General features: G+C 39.9%; 21 protein-coding genes. 18 read left to right on the forward strand and 3 right to left on the reverse strand.

Annotation, left to right across the window (positions count from 1 at the left end; all coding sequences use genetic code 11):
- The first annotated feature begins 10 nt into the window (after positions 1 to 10).
- From AA0Y26_RS10360 to AA0Y26_RS10400, 9 genes are all read left to right on the forward strand, one after another.
- Complete coding sequence (locus tag AA0Y26_RS10360; protein ID WP_413367579.1) at positions 11 to 517, forward strand: 8-oxo-dGTP diphosphatase; 507 nt, start codon at positions 11 to 13, stop codon at positions 515 to 517.
- A gap of 378 nt (positions 518 to 895) precedes the next feature.
- Positions 896 to 1,261, forward strand: coding sequence for a DUF2089 domain-containing protein (locus tag AA0Y26_RS10365; RefSeq protein ID WP_413367581.1), 366 nt, complete (start codon positions 896 to 898; stop codon positions 1,259 to 1,261).
- A gap of 12 nt (positions 1,262 to 1,273) precedes the next feature.
- Complete coding sequence (locus AA0Y26_RS10370; protein WP_413367583.1) at positions 1,274 to 1,663, forward strand: SHOCT-like domain-containing protein; 390 nt, start codon at positions 1,274 to 1,276, stop codon at positions 1,661 to 1,663.
- A 10-nt stretch (positions 1,664 to 1,673) separates the two neighbouring features.
- Positions 1,674 to 1,955, forward strand: a complete 282-nt coding sequence (locus tag AA0Y26_RS10375) for a hypothetical protein (protein ID WP_413368153.1) — start codon at positions 1,674 to 1,676, stop codon at positions 1,953 to 1,955.
- Positions 1,956 to 2,367: 412 nt separating this feature from the next.
- Positions 2,368 to 2,979 carry a kinase gene (locus AA0Y26_RS10380; protein ID WP_413367585.1) on the forward strand — a complete coding sequence of 204 codons (612 nt, stop codon included), beginning with the start codon at positions 2,368 to 2,370 and terminating at the stop codon, positions 2,977 to 2,979.
- A gap of 384 nt (positions 2,980 to 3,363) precedes the next feature.
- On the forward strand, positions 3,364 to 3,999 hold the full coding sequence (locus AA0Y26_RS10385) for a hypothetical protein (protein WP_413367587.1): 636 nt from the start codon (positions 3,364 to 3,366) through the stop codon (positions 3,997 to 3,999).
- 340 nt (positions 4,000 to 4,339) lie between these two features.
- Entirely contained in the window at positions 4,340 to 4,525 is a 186-nt protein-coding gene (locus AA0Y26_RS10390) for a hypothetical protein (protein ID WP_413367589.1), read from the forward strand.
- Between the two features lie 11 nt (positions 4,526 to 4,536).
- A complete protein-coding gene (locus AA0Y26_RS10395) occupies positions 4,537 to 5,925 on the forward strand; it encodes a PepSY-associated TM helix domain-containing protein (protein WP_413367591.1) in 1,389 nt (462 codons plus the stop codon).
- A gap of 27 nt (positions 5,926 to 5,952) precedes the next feature.
- Positions 5,953 to 6,423 (forward strand): FixH family protein, encoded by a 471-nt coding sequence (locus AA0Y26_RS10400; protein ID WP_413367593.1) that lies wholly within the window; start codon positions 5,953 to 5,955, stop codon positions 6,421 to 6,423.
- Between the two features lie 183 nt (positions 6,424 to 6,606).
- On the opposite strand, the gene AA0Y26_RS10405 is transcribed toward AA0Y26_RS10400, so the two are convergent.
- From AA0Y26_RS10405 to AA0Y26_RS10415, 3 genes are all read right to left on the reverse strand, one after another.
- The gene (locus tag AA0Y26_RS10405; protein WP_413367595.1) at positions 6,607 to 7,377 is read right to left on the reverse strand and encodes a sporulation protein; all 771 of its coding nucleotides are present in this window, start codon (positions 7,375 to 7,377) and stop codon (positions 6,607 to 6,609) included.
- A gap of 61 nt (positions 7,378 to 7,438) precedes the next feature.
- A complete protein-coding gene (gene yfkAB, locus AA0Y26_RS10410; protein WP_413367596.1) occupies positions 7,439 to 8,548 on the reverse strand; it encodes a radical SAM/CxCxxxxC motif protein YfkAB in 1,110 nt (369 codons plus the stop codon).
- 137 nt (positions 8,549 to 8,685) lie between these two features.
- Positions 8,686 to 10,623 (reverse strand): right-handed parallel beta-helix repeat-containing protein, encoded by a 1,938-nt coding sequence (locus AA0Y26_RS10415; protein WP_413367598.1) that lies wholly within the window; start codon positions 10,621 to 10,623, stop codon positions 8,686 to 8,688.
- Between the two features lie 291 nt (positions 10,624 to 10,914).
- Between AA0Y26_RS10415 and AA0Y26_RS10420 the strand changes: the two genes are divergently transcribed.
- The 9 genes from AA0Y26_RS10420 to AA0Y26_RS10460 all read left to right on the forward strand — a co-directional run bounded on the left by AA0Y26_RS10420 (position 10,915) and on the right by AA0Y26_RS10460 (position 22,177).
- Positions 10,915 to 12,036: an AAA family ATPase gene (locus tag AA0Y26_RS10420; RefSeq protein WP_413367600.1), complete on the forward strand. Its 1,122-nt coding sequence runs from the start codon at positions 10,915 to 10,917 to the stop codon at positions 12,034 to 12,036.
- A gap of 88 nt (positions 12,037 to 12,124) precedes the next feature.
- Entirely contained in the window at positions 12,125 to 13,624 is a 1,500-nt protein-coding gene (locus AA0Y26_RS10425; protein WP_413367601.1) for a VWA domain-containing protein, read from the forward strand.
- An 84-nt stretch (positions 13,625 to 13,708) separates the two neighbouring features.
- The gene (locus AA0Y26_RS10430) at positions 13,709 to 14,539 is read left to right on the forward strand and encodes a DUF2785 domain-containing protein (protein ID WP_413368155.1); all 831 of its coding nucleotides are present in this window, start codon (positions 13,709 to 13,711) and stop codon (positions 14,537 to 14,539) included.
- 88 nt (positions 14,540 to 14,627) lie between these two features.
- Entirely contained in the window at positions 14,628 to 15,269 is a 642-nt protein-coding gene (locus AA0Y26_RS10435) for a hypothetical protein (RefSeq protein WP_413367603.1), read from the forward strand.
- A complete protein-coding gene (locus AA0Y26_RS10440) occupies positions 15,253 to 16,566 on the forward strand; it encodes a hypothetical protein (protein WP_413367604.1) in 1,314 nt (437 codons plus the stop codon). The genes AA0Y26_RS10435 and AA0Y26_RS10440 overlap by 17 nt, the downstream gene beginning before the upstream one ends.
- A gap of 206 nt (positions 16,567 to 16,772) precedes the next feature.
- A complete protein-coding gene (gene acnA / locus AA0Y26_RS10445; protein ID WP_413367606.1) occupies positions 16,773 to 19,481 on the forward strand; it encodes an aconitate hydratase AcnA in 2,709 nt (902 codons plus the stop codon).
- 298 nt (positions 19,482 to 19,779) lie between these two features.
- Positions 19,780 to 20,625 carry a pentapeptide repeat-containing protein gene (locus tag AA0Y26_RS10450; protein WP_413367608.1) on the forward strand — a complete coding sequence of 282 codons (846 nt, stop codon included), beginning with the start codon at positions 19,780 to 19,782 and terminating at the stop codon, positions 20,623 to 20,625.
- Between the two features lie 201 nt (positions 20,626 to 20,826).
- Positions 20,827 to 21,378: a cupin domain-containing protein gene (locus AA0Y26_RS10455; RefSeq protein ID WP_413367610.1), complete on the forward strand. Its 552-nt coding sequence runs from the start codon at positions 20,827 to 20,829 to the stop codon at positions 21,376 to 21,378.
- A gap of 76 nt (positions 21,379 to 21,454) precedes the next feature.
- Positions 21,455 to 22,177 carry an N-acetyltransferase gene (locus tag AA0Y26_RS10460; protein ID WP_413367612.1) on the forward strand — a complete coding sequence of 241 codons (723 nt, stop codon included), beginning with the start codon at positions 21,455 to 21,457 and terminating at the stop codon, positions 22,175 to 22,177.
- The last annotated feature ends 4 nt before the right edge of the window (positions 22,178 to 22,181 follow it).

The raw sequence follows: 22,181 nt of genomic DNA on the forward strand, positions 1-22,181 counted from the left end.
CCATGGTATAATGAAGAAGCAGCAAAAGAAAAGGAGTAAAGGTATGGCAGTAGATATCAATTATAAATTTTGGAACGTATGCATGATACGGCATGATGATCAGGTGCTGCTTCTAAACAGAACGCATGATGACTTTTCAGGCTATATACCACCTGGAGGAAAAGTAGATTTCCCGGAGAGTTTCACAGCCTCCGCCATCCGTGAAGTAAAAGAAGAGACAGGGCTTGATGTAAAAAACCTCAAGCTGAAAATTGTCTATGAATATGTGAATCCGACAAAAAATGATCGTTACATCATTTTCAATTACATAACGGATGAATTTAGCGGGGAACTTCTGGAGGAAACAAAAGAAGGAAAACCGGAGTGGTACCCGATCAGTGAGCTGGACAGTCTGCCGATGCAGCCCTCCATCAGACGCCGAATCCCGTATTTCTTCAAGCCGGGCACCTATGAAATTCAGGTGGTATGGGATGAGGAGAATGATCGGGAAGCAGAAGTAGTGGTAAAGGAAACATAGGCGGAGATAATAAAATTATTAATTTTACTCCGTAAAACAAGCATACCCCTGTTCAAAATTTAGGAAGGGGATATGCTTGTTATTCAATTTGGTACATACATATGGGCTAAGTCCCCAAATTAATGCACTTTTAATCAGTAAAAAGTTAAAAATTCACGTTCATTAAATAACTGGATATATTCACCCGAAGAGATACACTGAATTTTAACAGTTATCGAGAATAGTGAAAAACATTGAATAATGAAAAGAAGTAATTAATTTTATTAACTTTTAAATAAATATTTTTGATTTTATTTTTAAAAATAATTAACTTTGGTTATTTACATTTTAAAATAATTCATTGTATAATCGAATTAATCAAATGAAAGGAATTGTATTATGGCTCATAAAGTAATCACCGATTGTCCTGTCTGCAGTAAAAAATTGAAAATTACGAAGTTACAGTGCTCTCATTGTCACACTACGATTGAAAATGAGTTTGAATTCTCTAAGCTAGCCACCTTATCACAGGATCAGCTTCATTTTGTGGAAGTGTTTTTAACATGCAGAGGGAATATTAAAGATGTTGAAAAGGAGCTGGGGATTTCATATCCAACGGTGCGCGGCAAGCTGGCAGACATCATTTCATCCCTAGGGTACGAAGAGAAAAAGAAAAACGAGATGGACGAGAAAAAAATTGTTACCATGTTGGAAAATGGCGAAATCACTCCAGAAGAAGCCATTAAGCTCTTAAAAGACGAATAGGAGGCATATAGGATGAAAGAGGAAATTACAAGAGTGTTGACAATGGTTCAAGAAGGCAAGATTGATGCAAATAAGGGGTCAGAACTGATTCAAATATTAAAGGAAAAGGATGAAGCAGGTAATAAGTTTTTGGAGAAGCCGGCTAAATATTTAGATAAAACCTTGAAAATCCGTGTGGTTTCAGCCGAAGATGATAATGTTACGGTTAATTTGCCTATAAAACTTGTCAAAGTCGTATTAATGGCCGGCCACAGCATCGCAGCAAGCATTCCTCAATCGGAAAAGTATGTGAAGGATATAGACATAAGCCTTATTCTAGAAGCAATCGAAAACGAATTAGATGGCCAAATTGTCGATATTAAATCGGCAAACGGAGATACCGTGTCGGTCATCATTGATTAGTGATCTGCCTATGATGCATGTAAAAGTGAAAGCGAAAAACATACGTTTTACGATTCCTATCCCGTATGCTATTTTAAATATTGCTATCTCAATTTTAACCTCAAAATTCATTCAGCAAAACGTAGAAAAATGGACCAAAGAACACTTCGAAAGAAAAGAACTCGACGTTCCTTTTCCGCTAATAGATAAGAAGACGCTAAAGCCGATCGTGAAGGAACTGAAAAATTGCAAGGGCATCGTGCTGGTAGATGTCAAAGCAAAGGATGGTACAGAAGTTAAGGTTAAACTTTAACCGACTTTAGAATGCAGCGACTGAATAGCATTAAAAAGCCTATTTTCCCGACCGCTGTACCGAGAAAATTAGGCTTTAATTACTTATAGCAGCCTCTTTTATAAAATTACGTCTTTAATAAAGACATCTCCCTTTACAATAATATTATTTTAAAACTCACCTAGAAAAACACACCAATCAGATCACTCCGCTTAAGCAAGAAGAAATCCTGCCCAGCCGGCTTCATAAAACAAGAGAAACTACAGATTAAAGGTTTCCTGCCCAATCAGCCTGTACTGAATTAGATTATATAAAATAAATGGCTATATTTCTGGTAGAAAGTTTAAAGGGATACAGCTATTTATTATGTGAATGGCAAAACTTTATAGTAATCATATATCAACGCTTTTAAATGATAGGAGAGAATAGCAAAGTGGACCAATATGAACAGATTAGACAGAATATACTCAATTACTATCAGAACCATCAGCTGTCCAGGCCGTTCATCGTAGCAATTGATGGCTTAAGCGGGGCGGGTAAAACAACCTTTGTCAATCAACTGAAAAGCGAGCTCGATACTATTCTTGTTATTCATATCGATGATCATATTGTGGAGCGCGAAAAGCGCTATGAGACAGGACATGAACAATGGTACGAGTATTATCAATTACAGTGGGATACGGTTTTTTTGCAAGAACAGCTTTACAAAAAAATACACCAAAATGAGCTGCAGTTATATTTACCGTTCTATGATAAAGATTGTGATACATGTACGTATAGAACGATTCACTTGTCGCCTTATCCAATCATAATAATTGAAGGGGTTTTTCTGTTAAGAGAGGAATGGAAAAATTATTATGATTATATTGTTTTTTTAGATTGTCCGAAGGAAATTAGATATGAACGTGTGCTTCAACGGGATACATATATAGGAAATGTAACAGAGAGATTGAAAAAATATCAAGAAAGATATTGGGCAGCTGAAGACTATTATGTAAATAAGCAATCCCCATTAAAAATAGCCCACAGTATTTTTAAACCGTAACTAGAAATATACTAGCAATTGAAGAGTATTTCATCATTAGGGGAAAACCATAAATAATAAAACCATATGTAAGGAGAAGCATGCCTTGTAAAGGCGCTTCTTTTTTTATGCGCTTTGCCGGGTGTTATGAATGCCTCGTTTTCATCAGTATTTTATAGTAATCATGTGGCTTTGAAATAAAGTTCGATAATTTATAATAAAGTCTGATCATTTATAAAGAGGATTGATAATTTGTAAAAAAGTTTGATCAAATTCCTCTGTAGATAGGCAATATATTTTCTTTTTCCATAAACGGGACTTACTGTTGTATAACGCTCTAACTGCGTTTACTTCAATAAGAATAATGTAAAAAAGCGGACATACCTTCTTATTAGGAGGGGTTATATGTCAAAAAGGATAGTGATGGCTGCTGGAATACTTATAATGGGAATAGCATCATTTAGCTTGTTAAATATGCCCTTAGCATTTAATACTCCTGTTGCGAATAAAGAAGAACAAAAACCATTACTTACTAAAGAAGAATCTACATTGAAAATGGTAATGGAAAAGCTTCAGGAGAAATATGTGGGAGTTGACGTGAAAACAACTTCAAACAAAGAATTGATGATACAAGTAGTAGGTGATGAAGAATATTTAAATTCCGTAAAAAAGGACATGGAATATATCACTAGAAATGTAATTAAAAATTCGATATTAAAAGAATATATTGTCGTTTTTGAGAGATGGGATTTGATTGGTGGTTCAGATGAAATTTCCAATAAAGAACTTCATATAGTCAAAACTTTAATGGAAGGTTTAAGAGATTACGGCGTAATCAATAATATAGGTATTAAATATCAAGAAACATCTATTACCATTCGTACATCAATAAAAGGTTCGGATCAAAATGCAAATAAGTTAGCAATGGAAATTGAAGAGTCAGCAAATGAAATCTTACAATCTAAAGAATTGAAATCGTTATCGAATATTGACTCTTATAAAATTAAAATAATGAATACTAAAGGGAAAGAAATAAATTAGTTTACTTATAAAACTAAGCGATGTTGGCATCTCTTCTCATTGTGCTAATCGGGTGTTTTAGCACAATAACTGATGAACTACTTTGCAGTTGTCATGTTTACAATATGGCACAATCGGGCGCGATGGTTGAATACCATATTAGGAAATGATTAAATTTTTTTCAAAACGGGGTCTTTTAATTTAACTTAAAATATGGGTCTGTGGGTTATTTTTGATCAAACTTTATCCTAAAGCTACAAATCATCAGGAAAAAAAGCAGCGATAGGTAGAAAAGAGGGGAAAATATCTTCAATCTTCAAAAAGATAAGTATACGGTGAAGTATTTCATACTCGGGTTGGGATGATGAGTATATTTTCAGGGGATGCAGCAGTAAGCATCCAGGCAGAGAATAGAACAGCGGATACTTTATTGGTAAAACCATTTGATATGGAAGTTTTACCAGCAGCTGATTTATCTAAAAAAGTGGAGAGATTTGGTAAACAATCGGCGGAAATTTCATTGTTACTTCACAACTTTCTTTTATAATCATTTGGCACATGTTATTTGTTTCGAGAAGGGAGTTGTTATGGTTGGAAAGTGAGAAGAAGACAAGGAAGTCTAGCGGTATGTTGTACAAAACCATATGGAGATGGCATTTTTATGCGGGTTTGATTGTCGCCCCGTTTTTAATCATTTTAGCCATCACGGGTGGGATCTATCTGTTTCAACCCCAGATAGAACAGCAGTTGTATCAAGAATATTATGAAGTATCCCCAGCAGGAGAGAAAATTTCCGCTGATGAGCAGATTGCGGCAGTGAAAGAAAACTATCCGGGGGCACTGGTGACGAGTTATCGTCCAGGGGAGGCGGAAACCCGTTCCAGTGAGGTAGGAATCAGTGTAAACGATGAATCCTTTACGATTTTTATGGACCCGTACACAGGAAATGAGATTGCTCGATTAAACAGCGATGAACGGATTATGGATAAGGTTGAGAAAATACATGGTGAATTGATGATGGGAACAATGGGGGATCGTATCGTGGAATTGGTAACCTGCTGGGCCGTTGTACTGATCGTCTCAGGGCTGTATCTTTGGTTTCCACGCAAAAATAAAGGACTGGCAGGCATTATATATCTCCGTTTAAAAAATGGAAAACACATATTCCGAAGAGATTTGCATGCGGTACCTGCATTTTGGGTAACTGGAGGAATGTTGTTTTTGATCATGACCGGGCTGCCATGGTCAGGATTTTGGGGGACGAACTTTCAAAACCTCATGACAAATGCGGGTATGGGGTACCCGCCCTCTGTTTGGACGGGAAGTGCACCACAATCCATTACAAAAACAAAAGAAATAGCCGATGTACCGTGGGCTGCAGAAAATTTAGAGGTGCCGAAATCTACAGTACAGGACTATAAAACATTATCCATTGATAATTTGATGCATGTAGCTTCTCTTGAAGGTATTGATTCCGGCTATACCATCTATATTCCCCAAACAAAGGAAGGCGTCTATACGCTGTCCGCTTTTCCAGCAAAGGCACAACATGAAGTGACGATGCATATCGACCAATATTCAGGGGCGGTATTGGCAGATTACCGCTATGACAACTATCATTTCATGGGCAAGGTAATTGCCTGGGGGATTACGTTACATAAGGGGACACAATTTGGTGTCATTAATCAGCTGATCGGCTTACTAGTCTGCGCTGGAATCGTTTTGACAGCAGTGAGCGGTTACTATATTTGGCTGAAACGGAAACCTAGCAAAAAATTAGGTGCGCCATCAGCGCCGAGTGTAAAAAAGATGAAAGGTTTTTTATTTGTCCTCATCCTGCTCGGCCTGCTTTTCCCGCTTGTTGGTTTATCACTGCTCGTTATATGGCTGCTTGATTGGCTGCTGATTCAGCGAATTCCAGCGATGAAGCAATTTTTTAATGCCTAAACAAATAGAAGAAGGAAGGTGATCTCGATGAACAAAATATACTGCATACTTGCCGTCTTATTGACTTCTGTTTGTTTGACCGCCTGCACAGCGGATCCCGAGGCTAGCCGGCTTTATAGGCAGGAAGCGCCGTTGGAGGCTGAAATTATTGTGCCAGCGCCGTTAGAAGCAGGAAAAACTGAAGCGATTAGAGTAATGCTTACGCAAGACGGAAGTTCGGTGGAAGATCCAGAATTCATTCATATGGAAATTTGGAAACGGGACGGCACCGTCCAATATGGAATGACAGAAGCACACAATGACGGGCAGGGACAGTATAGTCTAAGCAAGAAATTTGAAAATGAAGGTCTTTACTATGTTCAGGTCCATGCAAAGTATCACGACTCCCTTATTATGCCTACAAAGCAGTTTATTGTTGGTGAGTTGTCGGAAAGCGACAAGCAGGCTTTGCAATCCGATGTCCCCGCCGCCGGAGGAAGCGCCGGGAAACATCATTAATAAGAGGAAAAATAAATAATCTAGCATTTAAGTTCAAGTAAAATAAAAACAACCAGTCGCGGGCACGAGACCTGCGGCTGGTTGTAATGCTTTTGGGACATCGCATTTGAAAGGCTTCTCAGCCAACTTCAGAAACATTAAGCAGATAATGAAAAGGGTAATGATGCTATATTGTTTCTGCTATTACATATGCTGCTCAATTGCCTGTTTAATCGTCGATTGAATCATTGGTATATCATTGTTTGTAAACGTAAGGCGTACGAAGCTTTCATCCATCTCCAGCGCTTCAGACAGGAAGCTTGCCAGCCCGCGGGCACGACGGTCAATTTGGACAAGGACTTCGACGCTGCCGGATGATTGGTTAAGGAATGCTACTTCGAGTTCATCCAGGCGGCTTCTATATGTTGGGTTTGTCGCCGAGAACTCAAATTCTTGGATAAATACGTGAGGTGTACGGAAACGTTTCGGCGCTGTCTCGCAATCTACCTTTTTTAGGCGGAAGCCGAGTGACTTCACAGCATTTAATACCTCGTTTGCAAGGGATGATGCATTTACCTCGATATAGTCCTTATCAGATGGGTCGACCGCCATTTTTATATCAAGCCCAGTTTGTACCCATACTCGTGTGTTGCCGGAAGTAATCGGTGTTGTATAGGGAAGGTTGAAAGAAAACGGAATGGATTTCTTTTCGCCGGCTCCGATTGTGAATGGCTCGCTGACTTGGAACTTTGTAATTGCAGCATGATCTGTATATTTTTTATCATCCGCTTCACGAATATAAGTCGTATAAAGTGTCAAATAGATGCGATCGATATTTTGCTCGACATTACCACCCATGATTTCTACGTTCCCTCGAACCACATCACCTGCCGTGTAGCGAGAATTTTCCAATTTTGTATCAACTGTTGCAGCTCCGATACCGACGCTTGCAAGTACCTTATTAAAAATAGACATATTAAATGCCCCCCTTATCTAATTACTAATAGATACGGAGAGCATGCCAAAAAGTTTCAAATTATTTTACAGAACCGCTGATAAATTTTTCGTCCTTGTAGTACATGTTTTTTACCAATACGTTCGGCCCTAGACATTTCACAGCAGGGCAGTGGCAATTCAATGTCTTAGCCAGGTCGCTTTCCAGCCAGCGATCGAAAACATCCGGCAGAGCATCTGTTTGAATATTGCCAAGAGGCGGTGCATCACCGAAGTCCGTCACGATCACTTCTCCCGAGAAAATATTGATATTCAAACGAGAGCGGCCATCCGGGTCATTTCGCATCGTGACATTTTTCGCTTCACGAAGACGTTTAAGAAGGCGCTGATCTTCTTCATTCATGCTGCAAGGGTAGAATGGCAATGTACCAAACAGCATCCATGTATCCTCATCTCGAATATCGAGCAAATGATGGATCGCTTCACGTGTTTCCTGTAAAGAAAGGGAAGTGAGCGCGCTGGCAAAATCTGAGGGGTACATCGGATGAACTTCATGTCTTGCACATTTCATTTCATGAACGATTTGCTGATGGATGTGTTCCAAATAAGGAAGCGTTTTTTTGTTCAGCATCGTTTCAGCCGAAACCATCACACCGTTTTCTGCAAGCATGCGGGAGTTATCAATCATGCGCTGAAAGAGGGCTGCACGTTGATCAAAGGTAGGTTTACGCTCCATCATCGCAAAGCCGGTTTCAACAAACTCTTCGACTGTCCCCCAGTTATGAGAGATATGTAGTACATCCAGATAAGGGGCGATTTCCATATAACGGCCGCCATCAATTGTCAGGTTTGAATTCATCTGTGTCCGCACACCACGTTCGTGGGCGTATTTCAAAATCGGCAGTACATACCCGCGTACCGACTTCATGGACATCATTGGCTCCCCTCCGGTAATAGAAAGCGTTTTTAAATGCGGAATTTCATCCAACCGCTTTAAAATCAAGTCGATCGGCAGCGCATCCGGGTCTTTTGTCTGCAGTGTATAGCCGACCGCACAATGGGCACAGCGCATATTACAAAGCGTTGTTGTTGTAAATTCAATATTGGATAAAGTTAGTCCGCCATGCTTTTCTACATCGAGATAAGCTTCCCAAGGATCATAACTAGGTGTGATTTGAGGCATTGTTATCATAATAATCTTCCTTTCATACGTTCCATTTTCTCATAAATTCCAGTGAGCGACTATAACTTTGCTTTAGTCGAAAAATTACAAAAACGGATTCGGGACATATGCAACAAACTGCATGCAGTCCCAAATCCGTCTGACGGCTAGTCGCTTACTTCATCTAATGAGTGGGTAATCACACTATTGTTTTCGCTGTAGAAGATTTTTCCGAAAGAGTTTTCAACGAGTGTATCTTCAAGTGTAATGTTTGAATAATTTACTGCCTGCACATTGTACTGGAATCTGTCATTACGAATGATACAGTTCGATGCATGGAGCGAAGATTTATTCTGCACATAAATATCGGACTCGGTCCCTTCGGTAATTTGCGTATCTTTCAGTTCGACAGATGAAGCGAGGTCAATCCAAATCTGCGGAAATACATGTTTTGTAATGAACGAATCATGGATATATGCTTCACTATTGTTCTCGACAATCAGCCCATTGCGTTCTCCATCGAGCAGCTCACTGTTTTTCATTGTGAGAGAGCTATCGTTTAATACGATCTGCGGCAGCGTATGGTTGGAAATTTGACAGTCGTCAAGTTCCAAATTGGAATTGCGCAACACTTTAAAGCCGTTTGTTTTTCCGTTTGAAATTGTACACCGTGCCAATTTTGCTTCGGTCTCGTCACTAATTTCAATCTGGACGCCGTCGCTGTTGTATATTTTGCTGTCTGACATAGTGAGCTGCGACTGACCGATCACATAGAGGCTTTTTCCTTCGTAAAGCTCACTTTGCTGTATGGTGATAACAGCGTTCGTCTTACCAGCAATATGTGGCATTTCATTCGCATACATACGACAATTATCCACTTGTACCTTTGCATTCGTTACAGCTAATATGCCGTTCCCGTCATTATACGCCATCTCGCAATCCAGCGTTGTGAGCTCGCCCTCGATGACAGTGATGGCTGTATTTCGGTGATTGACAAACGAACTGCCGACCACTGTGCAATTGCCGCCTTTTTCTAGCAATATGCCTACTTGCTCTCCGTCTTTAAATACACAATTCTTTAATGAGGTAATCGATTGTTCGGTAATGAAAAGCTGTGACAGTACATGCTCGGCAAATGTTGTATCTAGGAAATTGGCGATGGATTTTTCTCTAATCTGGACGCCGACACCTTCACAACTATGTAGCTGTGAGCCTTCTATATTTAAGCGAGATTCTTTTGTTGCCTGAACATTTGCGATCTTATGGTTGGAAATCATACAATTTGCAATTTCTGCAGAAGCACGTTCACGGAGCATGATGCCGGATTCCTCGCCAGCTTCAATCGTACAGTTCGTAGCAGTCAAATAGCTTTCCTGCATCCAAATCTGCGGCAGCAGCTGCTGGTGCAGGTACGATCCGATCAGCGTAACATTCGATTCGCCTGTTGCATAAATGCCGTTTCCTTTTCCGTTTGATATGGTACTTGATGAATCAATCCATGCGGACTGTTCCTGCACGACGATTTGAGTACCGCTGTGATGATGAATGTGATTGCCGACACTTTTGATTGTTGCCTCATCCTTCAGCCACATACTGTGTACAGCGTCTGTTAGTTCGCTGTCTTCAATAGTTAAATGCGAGCTTTCCAGCAGGAGGTGGGATTTTCCGTTTCCTTTAAACAAACAATTTTTGATCGTTGCTTCACTTCCATTAAATAACGTCATGCCGACATCCTTTGCCTGCTCGATCGTACAGTCTTCAAGTTCAACTTCTCCATTGCTTAAGGACAGGATGACATTCGTTTGAGCTCCTTGGAAAAGGCAGTTTTTAAAAATCGCTCTTCCTTCAATAAAAAGCTGGGCAGTAGGGACAATTGTTAATTGCTCAAATGTCACCGTTGTATGCTTAGGAATGATAAGAAGTCCCTCGATAATTGTATCCCTCATATTTTTTCCGGTAAACGAAACATTTTCATGAAACTGGATAGATTCTTTATATTGACCGGACGCCAAATGGATTTCATCGCCCCGCGTTGCCTTGGTCATTGCACGTTCAATCGTTTTAATGGCCGAAAAGATTGAGGTGGAAACTTTAATGACCGCCATAAAAGCCCTCCTTTGTCGAAATCGATATTATCCTTTATTTTCACAAAAAACCAAATTCCTAACCTACAAAGAGAAAATAATTATGAAAATGGTTTAGCCAGCAAGCGAACTTATGATAAAGGCGCAGGATTTTCGCTGCTATCCTGCTATCTAATAAAGAAAATGGATGATATGAGGGATAAAGGTTTAAAAAGCAAGATCTATGTGAAAAGTTATAAAAAGGAATGAAATGGATTCTTGATATTTTTGAAAGTGTTCACATAAATATGAGGAGAGAAAGGAGAGTAGAACATGTCATATGTACAGTTGCAAAAAATAAAGCGGTGCTTGAACAGTAAATTTTATGATCGGGAGACCGAGGTTGAAGCGCTCATGACAGCTCTTCTTTCCCGACAGCATATTTTATTTATCGGTCCGGCTGGAACCGGCAAGAGTGCACTTTCAAGTATGCTGGGCGAAATTGTCGAAGGCAGTCACTATTTCCAGCATTTACTAACACCATTTAGTACACCGGAGGAACTTTTCGGCGTCCTATCACTAAAGGATCTGGAACAGGGTATCTATAAAAGAAATACAGCAGGTATGCTGCCAGAAGCCCACTTTTCTTTTATCGATGAAATCTTCAAGGCAAATTCAGCGATATTGAACTCACTCCTTACCTTGATTAACGAACGTGTTTTTTACAATAACGGTGTGCCAATCCCGACACCACTTATGACTCTTGTAGGTTCTTCTAATGAATATATTGAAGAAGGAGAAGGGTTAGAAGCATTATTTGATCGATTTTTATTACGATATGAGGTTGAGTACATTCGAGATGAGGAATTATTCATCTCGATGCTGAAGGACGAGCAGGAAATTTCCGTTCCGCGCTTAACATTTTCAGAGCTTCTGTATCACCAGGAGCGGGTGAAAACAGTGAAAATCCCCGATGCTATTTATAAAGCATTGGCTAAAGTCCGCAGCAAATTGCGAGACGAAGGGATTCGTCCTTCAGACCGCCGTTTTAAACAATCTTTATCATTGCTCCGCGCCAAGGCCTATCTTGATGGACGGTTTGAGGTTAACCGTTCGGACATGACCATTTTAGAACATGCACTGTGGGAAACAGCGGATCAAAAAGGGAAGACGAAGGAAATAATTTACGAGATGGTGCATGATACAGTGGAAACATTTATTAACCGGGTCGTGCCTGAGTTTGAGGTGATTGTATTGCATGCACAGAATGCTCTTATCAATCGCACACCAGGCTCGCGGGCAAGGCTGAGTGAGTTGCTGATGCAAGGAAAGACGCTGTTTATGGAAGTCCAGGAGATGAACAAGCAAATACCGAACCGACAAGAGCTTGTGTCACTGAAAAATGAGATGCATCAGAGGCTGTTACAGATGACGAGTGAAGTAATTGGCTTTTAATATCGTGCCGGAAAATTCATTATAAACTGAAGCTATTCATATAACGGAGGCGGCTAGTAAAGCGTTTCGTAACGGCAGGTGAGAGAGGATGAATACAAAATTAAACACGCTCACGTACAATCAGACGGTGCTTGTTTCATCAGAACGGCAATTTGAACGTTTCAATGAGCTTGCCGGCCTTGCGCAGGTGTTACGTGATGTATGTCTTGACGGGGAAAGAATTTATCCAGGCTATACGAATATGATCGGTGATGTATGGTATGCCTTTTATTCTCTAGAGCCTATGCTTGATCAAGCAAGCAGGGATCACTATGTTACTCAATTTAGTTTGCTGTCAAAGTTAATGCAGACAGATGAATATGCGCGCTGGCATACGTTGACTGCCTCAGATGACCTGCTGTCAGTTCTAACAGCAGTATCGGTAGGAGAGCGGTTAAAGGAATTATTAAACCACAACAATGAAATCAGAGAAGCCCAGTTGAAGAGAAAACGTGCCGAGCGGAGTGAAGAAAGCGCAAAAGCCCAGTTGAAGCTGAATAGTCAGCAAAATCGTTCACATGCAAGTGAGCAGGAGAAGCGGCGGGCGAAGCTTCAAAGAGAGTTTATCCAAAAACAATTATCGTATGCGCAGCAGGATAAAGAGCAAGCGGAAAATCTAATACAGGATGTAATAGAGAAAGTTTCAGGGCAGCAGCTGCAAGAGATTTTAGCTGAAACAAAACAAGAGGCAAGTAAAACGAAGCAAACCGTGCTTGAAATTGGCACACTGGACGGAAAAAAGATAGAGCAGTTACCGATGAGTGAACAGTTCCAGTTGATCGAACATATCCAAAATCATGATACATTAAAGAAAATAGCAGAAATGACGGGGCGTTTTAAAAAAATTGCAAAGAAAAGGATGAAAACAAAACAAGAAGTGACAATGGAGCGGAAAGGTGTCACGGTTGGACAAGAGGTGGGAAGACTGTTGCCGACCGAGGTGGCAAACCTGATCATGCCGGATTCCAAACTGGACTTTTTGAGAAGGTATGCCGAGCAGCAAACCTTTGTCTTTGATACGAAGGGGAAAAATCGAAAAGGCCGGGGACCGATTATTATCTGTATGGATGAAAGCAGCTCGATGACGTCTATTAAGGAAGAAAGTAAGGCATTTTGTCTAGCACTCCTTATGATTGCACGAAGACAAAAGCGTGATTTCGCTATTATTCCATTTGCCAGTGATATTGGAGACATTCTTATTTTTCCGAAGGGACGTTCCACCTCAAAGGAAATTATTCGCTTTAGCAATCAGTTTCTAGGCGGTGGTACGAACTATGAAAAACCTCTGCGTGCCTCTCTCGATATTTTAGGAAAGAGTGAATTTAACGAAGCGGATATCCTATTTGTTACGGATGGTTCTAGCTTTCTATCGAGCAGATTTATAGAAGGCTTTAATGCGATGAAAAAGAAAAGGAAGTTTGAATGCACATCTATTGTCCTGACAAATTTGATTAATACCGTGGACATGGAGCTTGTAAATAGCTTTTCTGATAAGGTAATCGAAGTAAGCGAGTTGTTTGAAGCGGAAGATGCTTTTTATCTAAATTAAATAGTGAATAACCCTTTCTCCTAGAAAAATCGGGCGTTGTCTTCTACAATGACACTAACGATGGATTTAGGAGGAATTTTTTTGATGATACATTACCAGCAGGTGCTCGCCTTGCCTTATGAAGAGCGCAGCAATTACATACAGCAGCATCCTCATTTTTTTGACGAGATGCTTCAACATATTGGACACCCAAATGGGGAGGTTCGGGATTTATATAATTACCGGCTGTTTGTTGAATTATTGTCAGCCGATCAAATTCCGCATGAGATACTGAAAAACTTCGCAGATACACTAGTTGGCCAGAGCTATTTATTAAAAGGGGTCGGTGAAGCAGAGAGCGATTTCGTATTTACAAGGTCTTTCTCTGCGCTATGGCTGACTGCTATTTTACATGCAGATCGCCAGCTTGAGCTTTTAGATGAAAAATCCTTAGAGAATGTGACGAAACAAGCCCTTCAGTTCATTGCACGCGAGCGGGATCTGCGCAGCTTTGTAAACGATGAAAAAGGATGGGCACATTCGGTTGCCCATGTAAGTGACCTGCTGGCTGCAGTGATCCAGCACCGCTATTTTGATATGAAACATGCACCATACATCCTTCAGGAAGTGAAAGAAGCTTTCTGGAAGGGACGTGTCTATACAGATGATGAGGAAGAACGCTTTGTAAAAATAATAGACGGGCTGATTCAAAAGGGCTTTGAAGAAGAGATCCTTGTTGAATGGGTAGAGCAGGTTTTCGATAAGCTGGAGATGTACAGCTATGAACTTGGCTATACACAGGAGTGGTTCAGAGCTCGGACGAATATTCTTCATTTTATGCAGACGTTTTACTTTACACTGAAGTTTTCCAACCGCTATGAAAAGCTGCGCAGCGTCACGTCTATTTTCATTCAGCGCTGGATGAAACTTTCGTAATTGTATTTATTTCCAGTGTATTCGTTGTGTATTTTTATTACTTGTGAGAAAATTAAGAAAACTACAAGTGATAAATGGGGGTCTTTTTATGCAAGACCTGATAAGAAAGCATCACTCTTTATATATTTTGGATAACGAGGAACAGCTAAGTGAATTCATAAGGCTTGCAGATGAGTACAAGCATATTCGGGACCTTCTTCTATTAGAAGGATCCGATATCTTGTTGACAAGACGAGTCGCATTTAATATTTGGCAGTACCTTTCCAATGATGATAGCTCTTTAATCATTGATATTGAGCAGCGAATGATTTATCCTTCCACTGATTTTTTGCTTGCTATATTACAAAATTTGAATGCAGTCTCAAATTTCAAACACAATTATAGAGGAAACACCGGTCTGCTGTTTGTGGCAAGCATTTATTTAACAAATGGATTGTTTTACTGGTATCACCAAGTATGCTCACCGAAATTACGGGAAAGTACAGAAATGCATCATTTTTTGGATTCCGATTTTTATATGTTATTTTTAGAGCAGAAAAAGAGCAGAGAGGGTTATCCAAAAGAATTTGCCAGCATGCAGGCCCGTGAACTTAGAATCTTGATGACAGCGGCAGAAAAAGACCGGGTAGTGATCAAACAGGTTATTGAAGACGCAATTTTTAATGCCAAAAAAATCTATAACTTTTTAAGCTACAGGGAGGTGTACAAAAAGGATGAGCCGTCTCAGTAACTATTCGTCTGACGCAGCGGGTATACTAGAACTGAAAAAGCAGGAGCGCTATTTTTTCCAAACAAACAATTTGCCTGCCTTATTAGGGTGTTATTTAGATCAATTCATATGCTATTTTAATGATATGAAATTCATACAGGCAATGACAGTACTGCACCATGCAGAGAAGTTAATGGATGAACAGCAGTTACCTGAGTATAAGCTGCGTCTTGCGAAAGTTTTAGGGATGGCGGTAACCTTTAATTACAAAACAGCTGAAACGAAGGCACGGATTGAGCATGACATTCCAATAGCAAAAATGCAGGGTGATTATGAACTGCTGGGAGTCTATTATCAGATTCTAAGTTATTTATATTTAAAGAAAAAGAATTATCAGCGTGCCATCGATTATGCGAAAATGGCTTATTTTTTTGTGGAGGACATAAAGCTTGAAGACTATTTCTCTCTTTGCAACGCACAGCTGCAGCTTGTCATTAGTTTGCTGGACGGCCAATATTTGGCGGAGGCAGAAAGCTATGTAGAATTTTATAAGTGGCGGCTTGAATATTGTCAGACAGCAGGAGAAAAAGTACTCGTATCGGTTTTGGGAGCGACACTTGCGATCCAGCAGGGGGAAGTAGAGCAGGGGTTAGTTATTTATCAGAAACTGTTACCGTTATTTGAAAAACCTGAAGCGCTGCTTTATGCGACCTATTTAAGTGAGCATATCCAGACGCAGCTCGAGTATATTTCAGGCGAGGCGTACAAGCCTCTTATTGATGAAATAAGGGATCAATTGAAAATTTCTGTTTTACGTTATCAATGGGCTTATCAAATAGGGGCTGCTTATGAAAATCCTGCACCGGAGCAAAGTGCTTATCCATTACAGTATTTTCTGCGGGAGGGACAAGAATTTTTCAACAAGACGAAAGACGGAGAATTTTTGTATTGTACGCATATCCAAGTGAAAAACAGGGAAGAAGTAAATCAAGTCAATTGGCTTCACTTTATGATGATCATAAAGGACAAGCTGGAAGAAGAAATCATTCGGCAGGTAGATGATCACTACATTTTTGCACAGCTTCATGAAAATACGATCATGATCGTGACGAGATACCCGTATGTAGAAGAGGAAGAAAGTCAAGCCTGGTGCGATGAGTTAATTCTTACATTACTTAAAGATCTTCCATTTGAATTGCAAACGAATGCATTGATTGTGACAATCAGTGATAGCATAAAGATGGAGTCAAGCGATTTTTTTGCGCTGTATAGTCATACGGTTGCAAAAATATATGATCGTTTTGAGGAAATAGGATAAAAGTTATGTAAGAATAATTTCTGTTACGGCGATTTTTGCTCGTTCATGCGTAAAAATGACACATTTTTAATGAGTCATAAAGAAAACTTATCGGAAAAGATAATATTAATGTAATTTACTTATGTATGAAAGTGCGCTATGATAAGTGATGGAGAAAAGAAGCTTTACACAGCCTTTTCAATATGAAATCTAGGGGGACACACAAAATGGCACAAGAGAACTTACACAATAGCCGCGCGTCTTTCGAAGTAAACGGTAAACAGTACAACTACTACCGTCTTGCTGCAATCGAAGAAGCTGGTATTGCAAATGTATCACGCCTTCCTTACTCAATTAAAGTATTATTAGAATCTGTATTACGTCAATACGATGGTTACGTAATCAAAGAAGATCACGTTAACGAATTAGCTAAATGGGGCAAAGACGCTAACACTGAAGCTGAAGTACCATTCAAACCTTCACGTGTAGTATTACAAGACTTCACTGGTGTACCAGTAGTAGTAGACTTAGCTTCTTTACGTTCAGCTATGAAGGAAATGGGTGGAGACCCAGCGAAAATCAACCCGGCAATTCCTGTTGACCTTGTAATTGACCACTCAGTACAAGTTGACAAATACGGTAACGAAGCTGCGCTTCAAGCGAACATGGACCTTGAGTTCGAACGTAACGCTGAGCGTTATAACTTCTTAAAATGGGCTCAAACTGCTTATGATAACTTCCGTGCTGTACCACCAGCAACTGGTATCGTTCACCAAGTTAACTTAGAGTATTTAGCTCCAATCGTACACGTTAAAGAAAACACTGACGGTACTTTCGAAACATTCCCAGACTCAGTAGTAGGTACTGACTCTCATACAACAATGATCAACGGTATCGGTGTTCTTGGATGGGGTGTAGGTGGTATCGAAGCTGAAGCAGGTATGCTTGGCCAACCTTCATACTTCCCAATTCCAGAAGTTATCGGTGTAAGATTAGTAGGCGAACTTCCAAACGGAACTACAGCTACTGACTTAGCACTTAAAGTAACTCAAGTATTACGTCAACGCGGCGTAGTAGGTAAATTCGTTGAGTTCTTCGGTCCTGGTGTATCTAAATTACCACTTGCTGACCGTGCAACAATCTCTAACATGGCTCCAGAATATGGTGCTACTTGTGGTTTCTTCGCAATCGACGACGAGTCATTAAACTACATGCGTTTAACTGGTCGTGACGAAGAGCACATCGCGGTAGTAGAAAACTACTTAAAAGCTAACAACATGTGGTTCGACCCATCATTAGAACCAGTTTACACTGATGTAATCGAATTAGACCTTGCTGAAATCGAAGCGAACCTTTCAGGTCCAAAACGTCCACAAGATTTAATTCCTTTAACTCAAATGAAAAACGTTTACCGTGAATCAGTAGTAGCTCCACAAGGTACTCAAGGTTTCGGTTTAACTGAAGAGGAATTCACAAAAACATCTACTGCTAAATTTGCAGAAGGCGATGTAGAAATTCCTGCTGGTGCAGTAGCGATCGCAGCGATCACTTCTTGTACGAACACTTCTAACCCATACGTTCTTTTAGCTGCTGGTTTAGTTGCTAAAAAAGCTGTTGAGTTAGGCATCAAGCCTGCTAAATGGGTAAAAACTTCTTTAGCACCAGGTTCTAAAGTAGTAACTGGTTACCTAGAAGATTCTGGTTTACAAGAATACTTCGATGCAATCGGATTCAACACAGTTGGTTACGGCTGTACAACATGTATCGGTAACTCAGGTCCATTACTTCCTGAAATCGAAGATGCAATCAAATCTAACGACTTATTCGTAACTTCAGTACTTTCTGGTAACCGTAACTTCGAAGGTCGTGTACACCCATTAGTAAAAGCTAACTTCTTAGCTTCACCACCATTGGTTGTTGCTTACGCTTTAGCTGGTACTGTAGATATCGACTTACAAAAAGACGCAATCGCAGTAACTCCAGAAGGTAAAGAAGTATTCTTCGCTGACATCTGGCCATCAACTGAAGAAGTAAACGCAGTATTAAACAAAGTAGTAACTCGTGAACTATTCCAAAAAGAATACGAAACAGTATTTACTGCTAACGAAAAATGGAATGAAATCGAGACTTCAACTGAATCTCTATACACATTCGATGACAAGTCAACTTACATCCAAAACCCACCATTCTTCACTGGTCTTTCTAAAGAGCCTGAAGCAATCAAAGGTTTAGATGGCTTACGCGTAATGGCGAAGTTCGGTGACTCAATCACAACTGACCACATTTCACCAGCTGGTTCAATCGGTAAAGATACTCCAGCAGGTAAATATTTACAAGAAAACGGCGTAGCAATCCGTGACTTCAACTCTTACGGTTCTCGTCGTGGTAACCACGAAGTAATGATGCGCGGTACATTCGCGAACATCCGTATCCGCAACCAAGTTGCACCAGGTACAGAGGGTGGCTTCACTACTTACTGGCCAACAAACGAAGTAATGTACATCTATGATGCATGTATGAAATATCAAGAACAAGGTACTGGCTTAGTAGTATTAGCTGGTAACGACTATGGTATGGGTTCATCTCGTGACTGGGCTGCGAAAGGTACATTCCTACTTGGCGTGAAAACTGTAATCGCACAATCTTACGAGCGTATCCACCGTTCTAACCTTGTAATGATGGGTGTATTACCACTTCAATTCATGCAAGGTGAATCAGCAGATACTTTAGGCTTAACTGGCCGTGAAGAAATCTCAGTAAACATTACTGACGATGTAAAACCACGTGACATCCTAACTGTAACTGCTAAAGCTGAAGACGGAACTGTTAAAGAGTTCAAAGCTCTTGCTCGTTTCGACTCAGAAGTAGAAGTAGACTACTACCGTCACGGTGGTATCCTGCAAATGGTATTACGTAACAAAGCACAAGAAGCTTAATTCGTAAACTATTCAAAGGCAAGATCCAATTTGGATCTTGCCTTTTTTGTGCTTAGAAAAACTAAATAGCATCTATCTGTTCCTTTTAGACGGTATTAAATACGTGATTTGCGTTCTTGGACATTGAAAAACAATCTGCTTATTTTCTAATGAATGGATGTAATGGGAAGTTTAATAAAGATTACTAAAGGGACCGGCAAGTTTTCAAAACAATCAAACCAAATTGTGGAAAATTGATGTACAATAGATTTTAGAAATGTATATATTAACTAAGTAGAAACGTAAAGAGGGAATACAAATGGACAATCATACAGCTAAAAAAATCAGAGAAACTTTGCAGGCGGATTGCTCAAAATGTTTTGGACTTTGCTGCGTAGCACTTAATATTATGGCATCAAGCGATTTTGCAATAAATAAGACTGCGGGGACGCCTTGTCCTAACTTACAGAAAGATTTTCGCTGTAAAACCCATCAAAATTTACGGGATATAGGTTTTAAGGGGTGTACAGTGTTCGATTGCTTAGGTGCCGGTCAAAAAGTTTCGCAGGAAACATTTAATGGTCAAAGCTGGCAGGAACATCCCGAAATCGCCAATAAAATGTTTACTGTATTTCCCGTTATGGAACAGCTATATGAAATGATTGCATTTACTGCGGAAGCCCTAACTTATCATATTTCACCAGCCTTGAAAAATCGCTTAACCGAGCAACTGGAAAAGCTACAGCACTTGGCTGATCTAGATGCCGATAGTTTATTGTCGTTGGATATGATAAGCTGCCGTATGCCGGTAAATGAACTGCTTTTGGAAGCAAGTGAATACATCCGCAGTAAGCTGATTTCAAGCGGCCATATGAGCAAGAATGGAAAGCACTGCAGGGGTGTTGATTGGATGGGCAAGAATCTAAAAGGGAAAGACTTAAGAATGACTGACTTTAGAGGTGCTTATTTAATAGCTGCAGATTTGCAAAAAGCGGATTTAAGAGGTGTTGATTTTATCGGGGCAGACTTGCGTGATGCCAATGTAAGCGGTGCGAACCTCTCTACAAGTATGTTTTTAACGCAAATGCAAATTAATTCAGCAAAAGGCGATGACAAAACGATATTGCCTCCGCACATTCAGCCACCACCGCACTGGATTCAATAATCCTTTTTAAATGAAAGACCTATTATAAAAAACAGATTGAATTTTATTCAATAAAATTATTATGTAAACCAATATAGAGTAAATTGAAATAGGGTTAGATGGTGTTATTACCAAAACAACTGCGTAAAACAAATATCGTTATTGTTAACTGAAGCCTGCTATCGAAAATTCCGTTATGATGAGACAAAAGGAGGGGATAAAATGGAAACATTTAATATAAGAACCCTGATGGATTCAAGTGAAAAATACATAAAAGTATGGGAAAGTGAAGATTTAAACCATCGTATCCTTTACTTTCAATTGGATAAGGGGGAGGAAGGAATTCCCGCACACTTTCATCCACACGGCGAGGATCATGCAATCGTTCTCGATGGCGAACTAACATATGATGTTTCTTTTGACAAGCAATTAAAAGCGAATGTAAATGAAATCGTATTTGGCTGGAACAACTATGTACACGGTTATCATAATTATTCGGATAAGCCTCTGCATCTTCTCATCTTCGCTACTCCTGAGCACAACCCAAGTGTTTATAGTAAAGAGAATCATATAGAAGACCAGAACGAAAAAGTACGTAAGGCTGCGATTGATAAAAATTTCGCTTCTATAGCTTCAGAGCGAATAAGGTTTTCCGTAAAAAAGGATGGAAATCAAAAATATATGTTTGCTTACGACAAAAGTATGCAGGAATTATCGATGATGCATCCCTCTAAAAAAGATAGAAATCTGCATTTAACCATTCAATTTCTTTAGTGTGAGGGATACTATCATTCTATAGATATGTCTACTGTTTGCTTGGAGTACTTATGAAAAAGAGAGGTGATGATAGATGGAGGCATTACTTAAAGAATTACATAAAGCAGGTGTACATAGCATAAAAAGTAATCATTCTATTATTTTAGAAACGATGGAGACTGAACTACAGCATGCTTTAGAGATCGATGCACTTATCATAACACTGATCAATAAGGTAGATGAGCAGACACACAACACAGTGAGACTCCAGTGTCCGTTGAAACTTTTACACAAAATGAGCAGTGTAAGAGAACATATGACAATAGAAGGTGAGAGAGTGATCTATTTAAGATCATTAGCAGACGCAATAGCGATACCCGATCTTTCCTTTGAAGTATGGCCGGTTACCGGGAGGCGTTCGATTGCCTTTTTAGCGGAAACTATGCAAAGCAGTTATCAGGATGCGAATGAATTTTTAGCGCAGATGAGAGAGGAGCTGCCGGTACAAGCGGATCATATGTTTACCGTTTATTTCGTAAAAGATGAGCCTGCGGGGGTAGTTTTCCCTCATATAGAGCCGTATACAGAAAGGGAAGGGCGTATGTTTTGGATTGGTATGTATCCAAAGTTTAAAGGAAAAGGATTGGGGAAAAATCTGCACCAGATTGGCTTGTATAGATTGCAGAAGGAGTTTGCTGCACGAACCTATCTAGGCTCCACAACGAAGGATAACTTTGCGATGAGAAGCATAATGGCTTCCAATGGCTGTAAAGAGAAAATGACAGTCATCTCGTTAAACTATAGTAAGAATACATAAGGGG

The sequence above is a fragment of the Lysinibacillus canaveralius genome (assembly GCF_047301505.1).
In the GTDB taxonomy this organism is placed as follows: domain Bacteria; phylum Bacillota; class Bacilli; order Bacillales_A; family Planococcaceae; genus Lysinibacillus_B.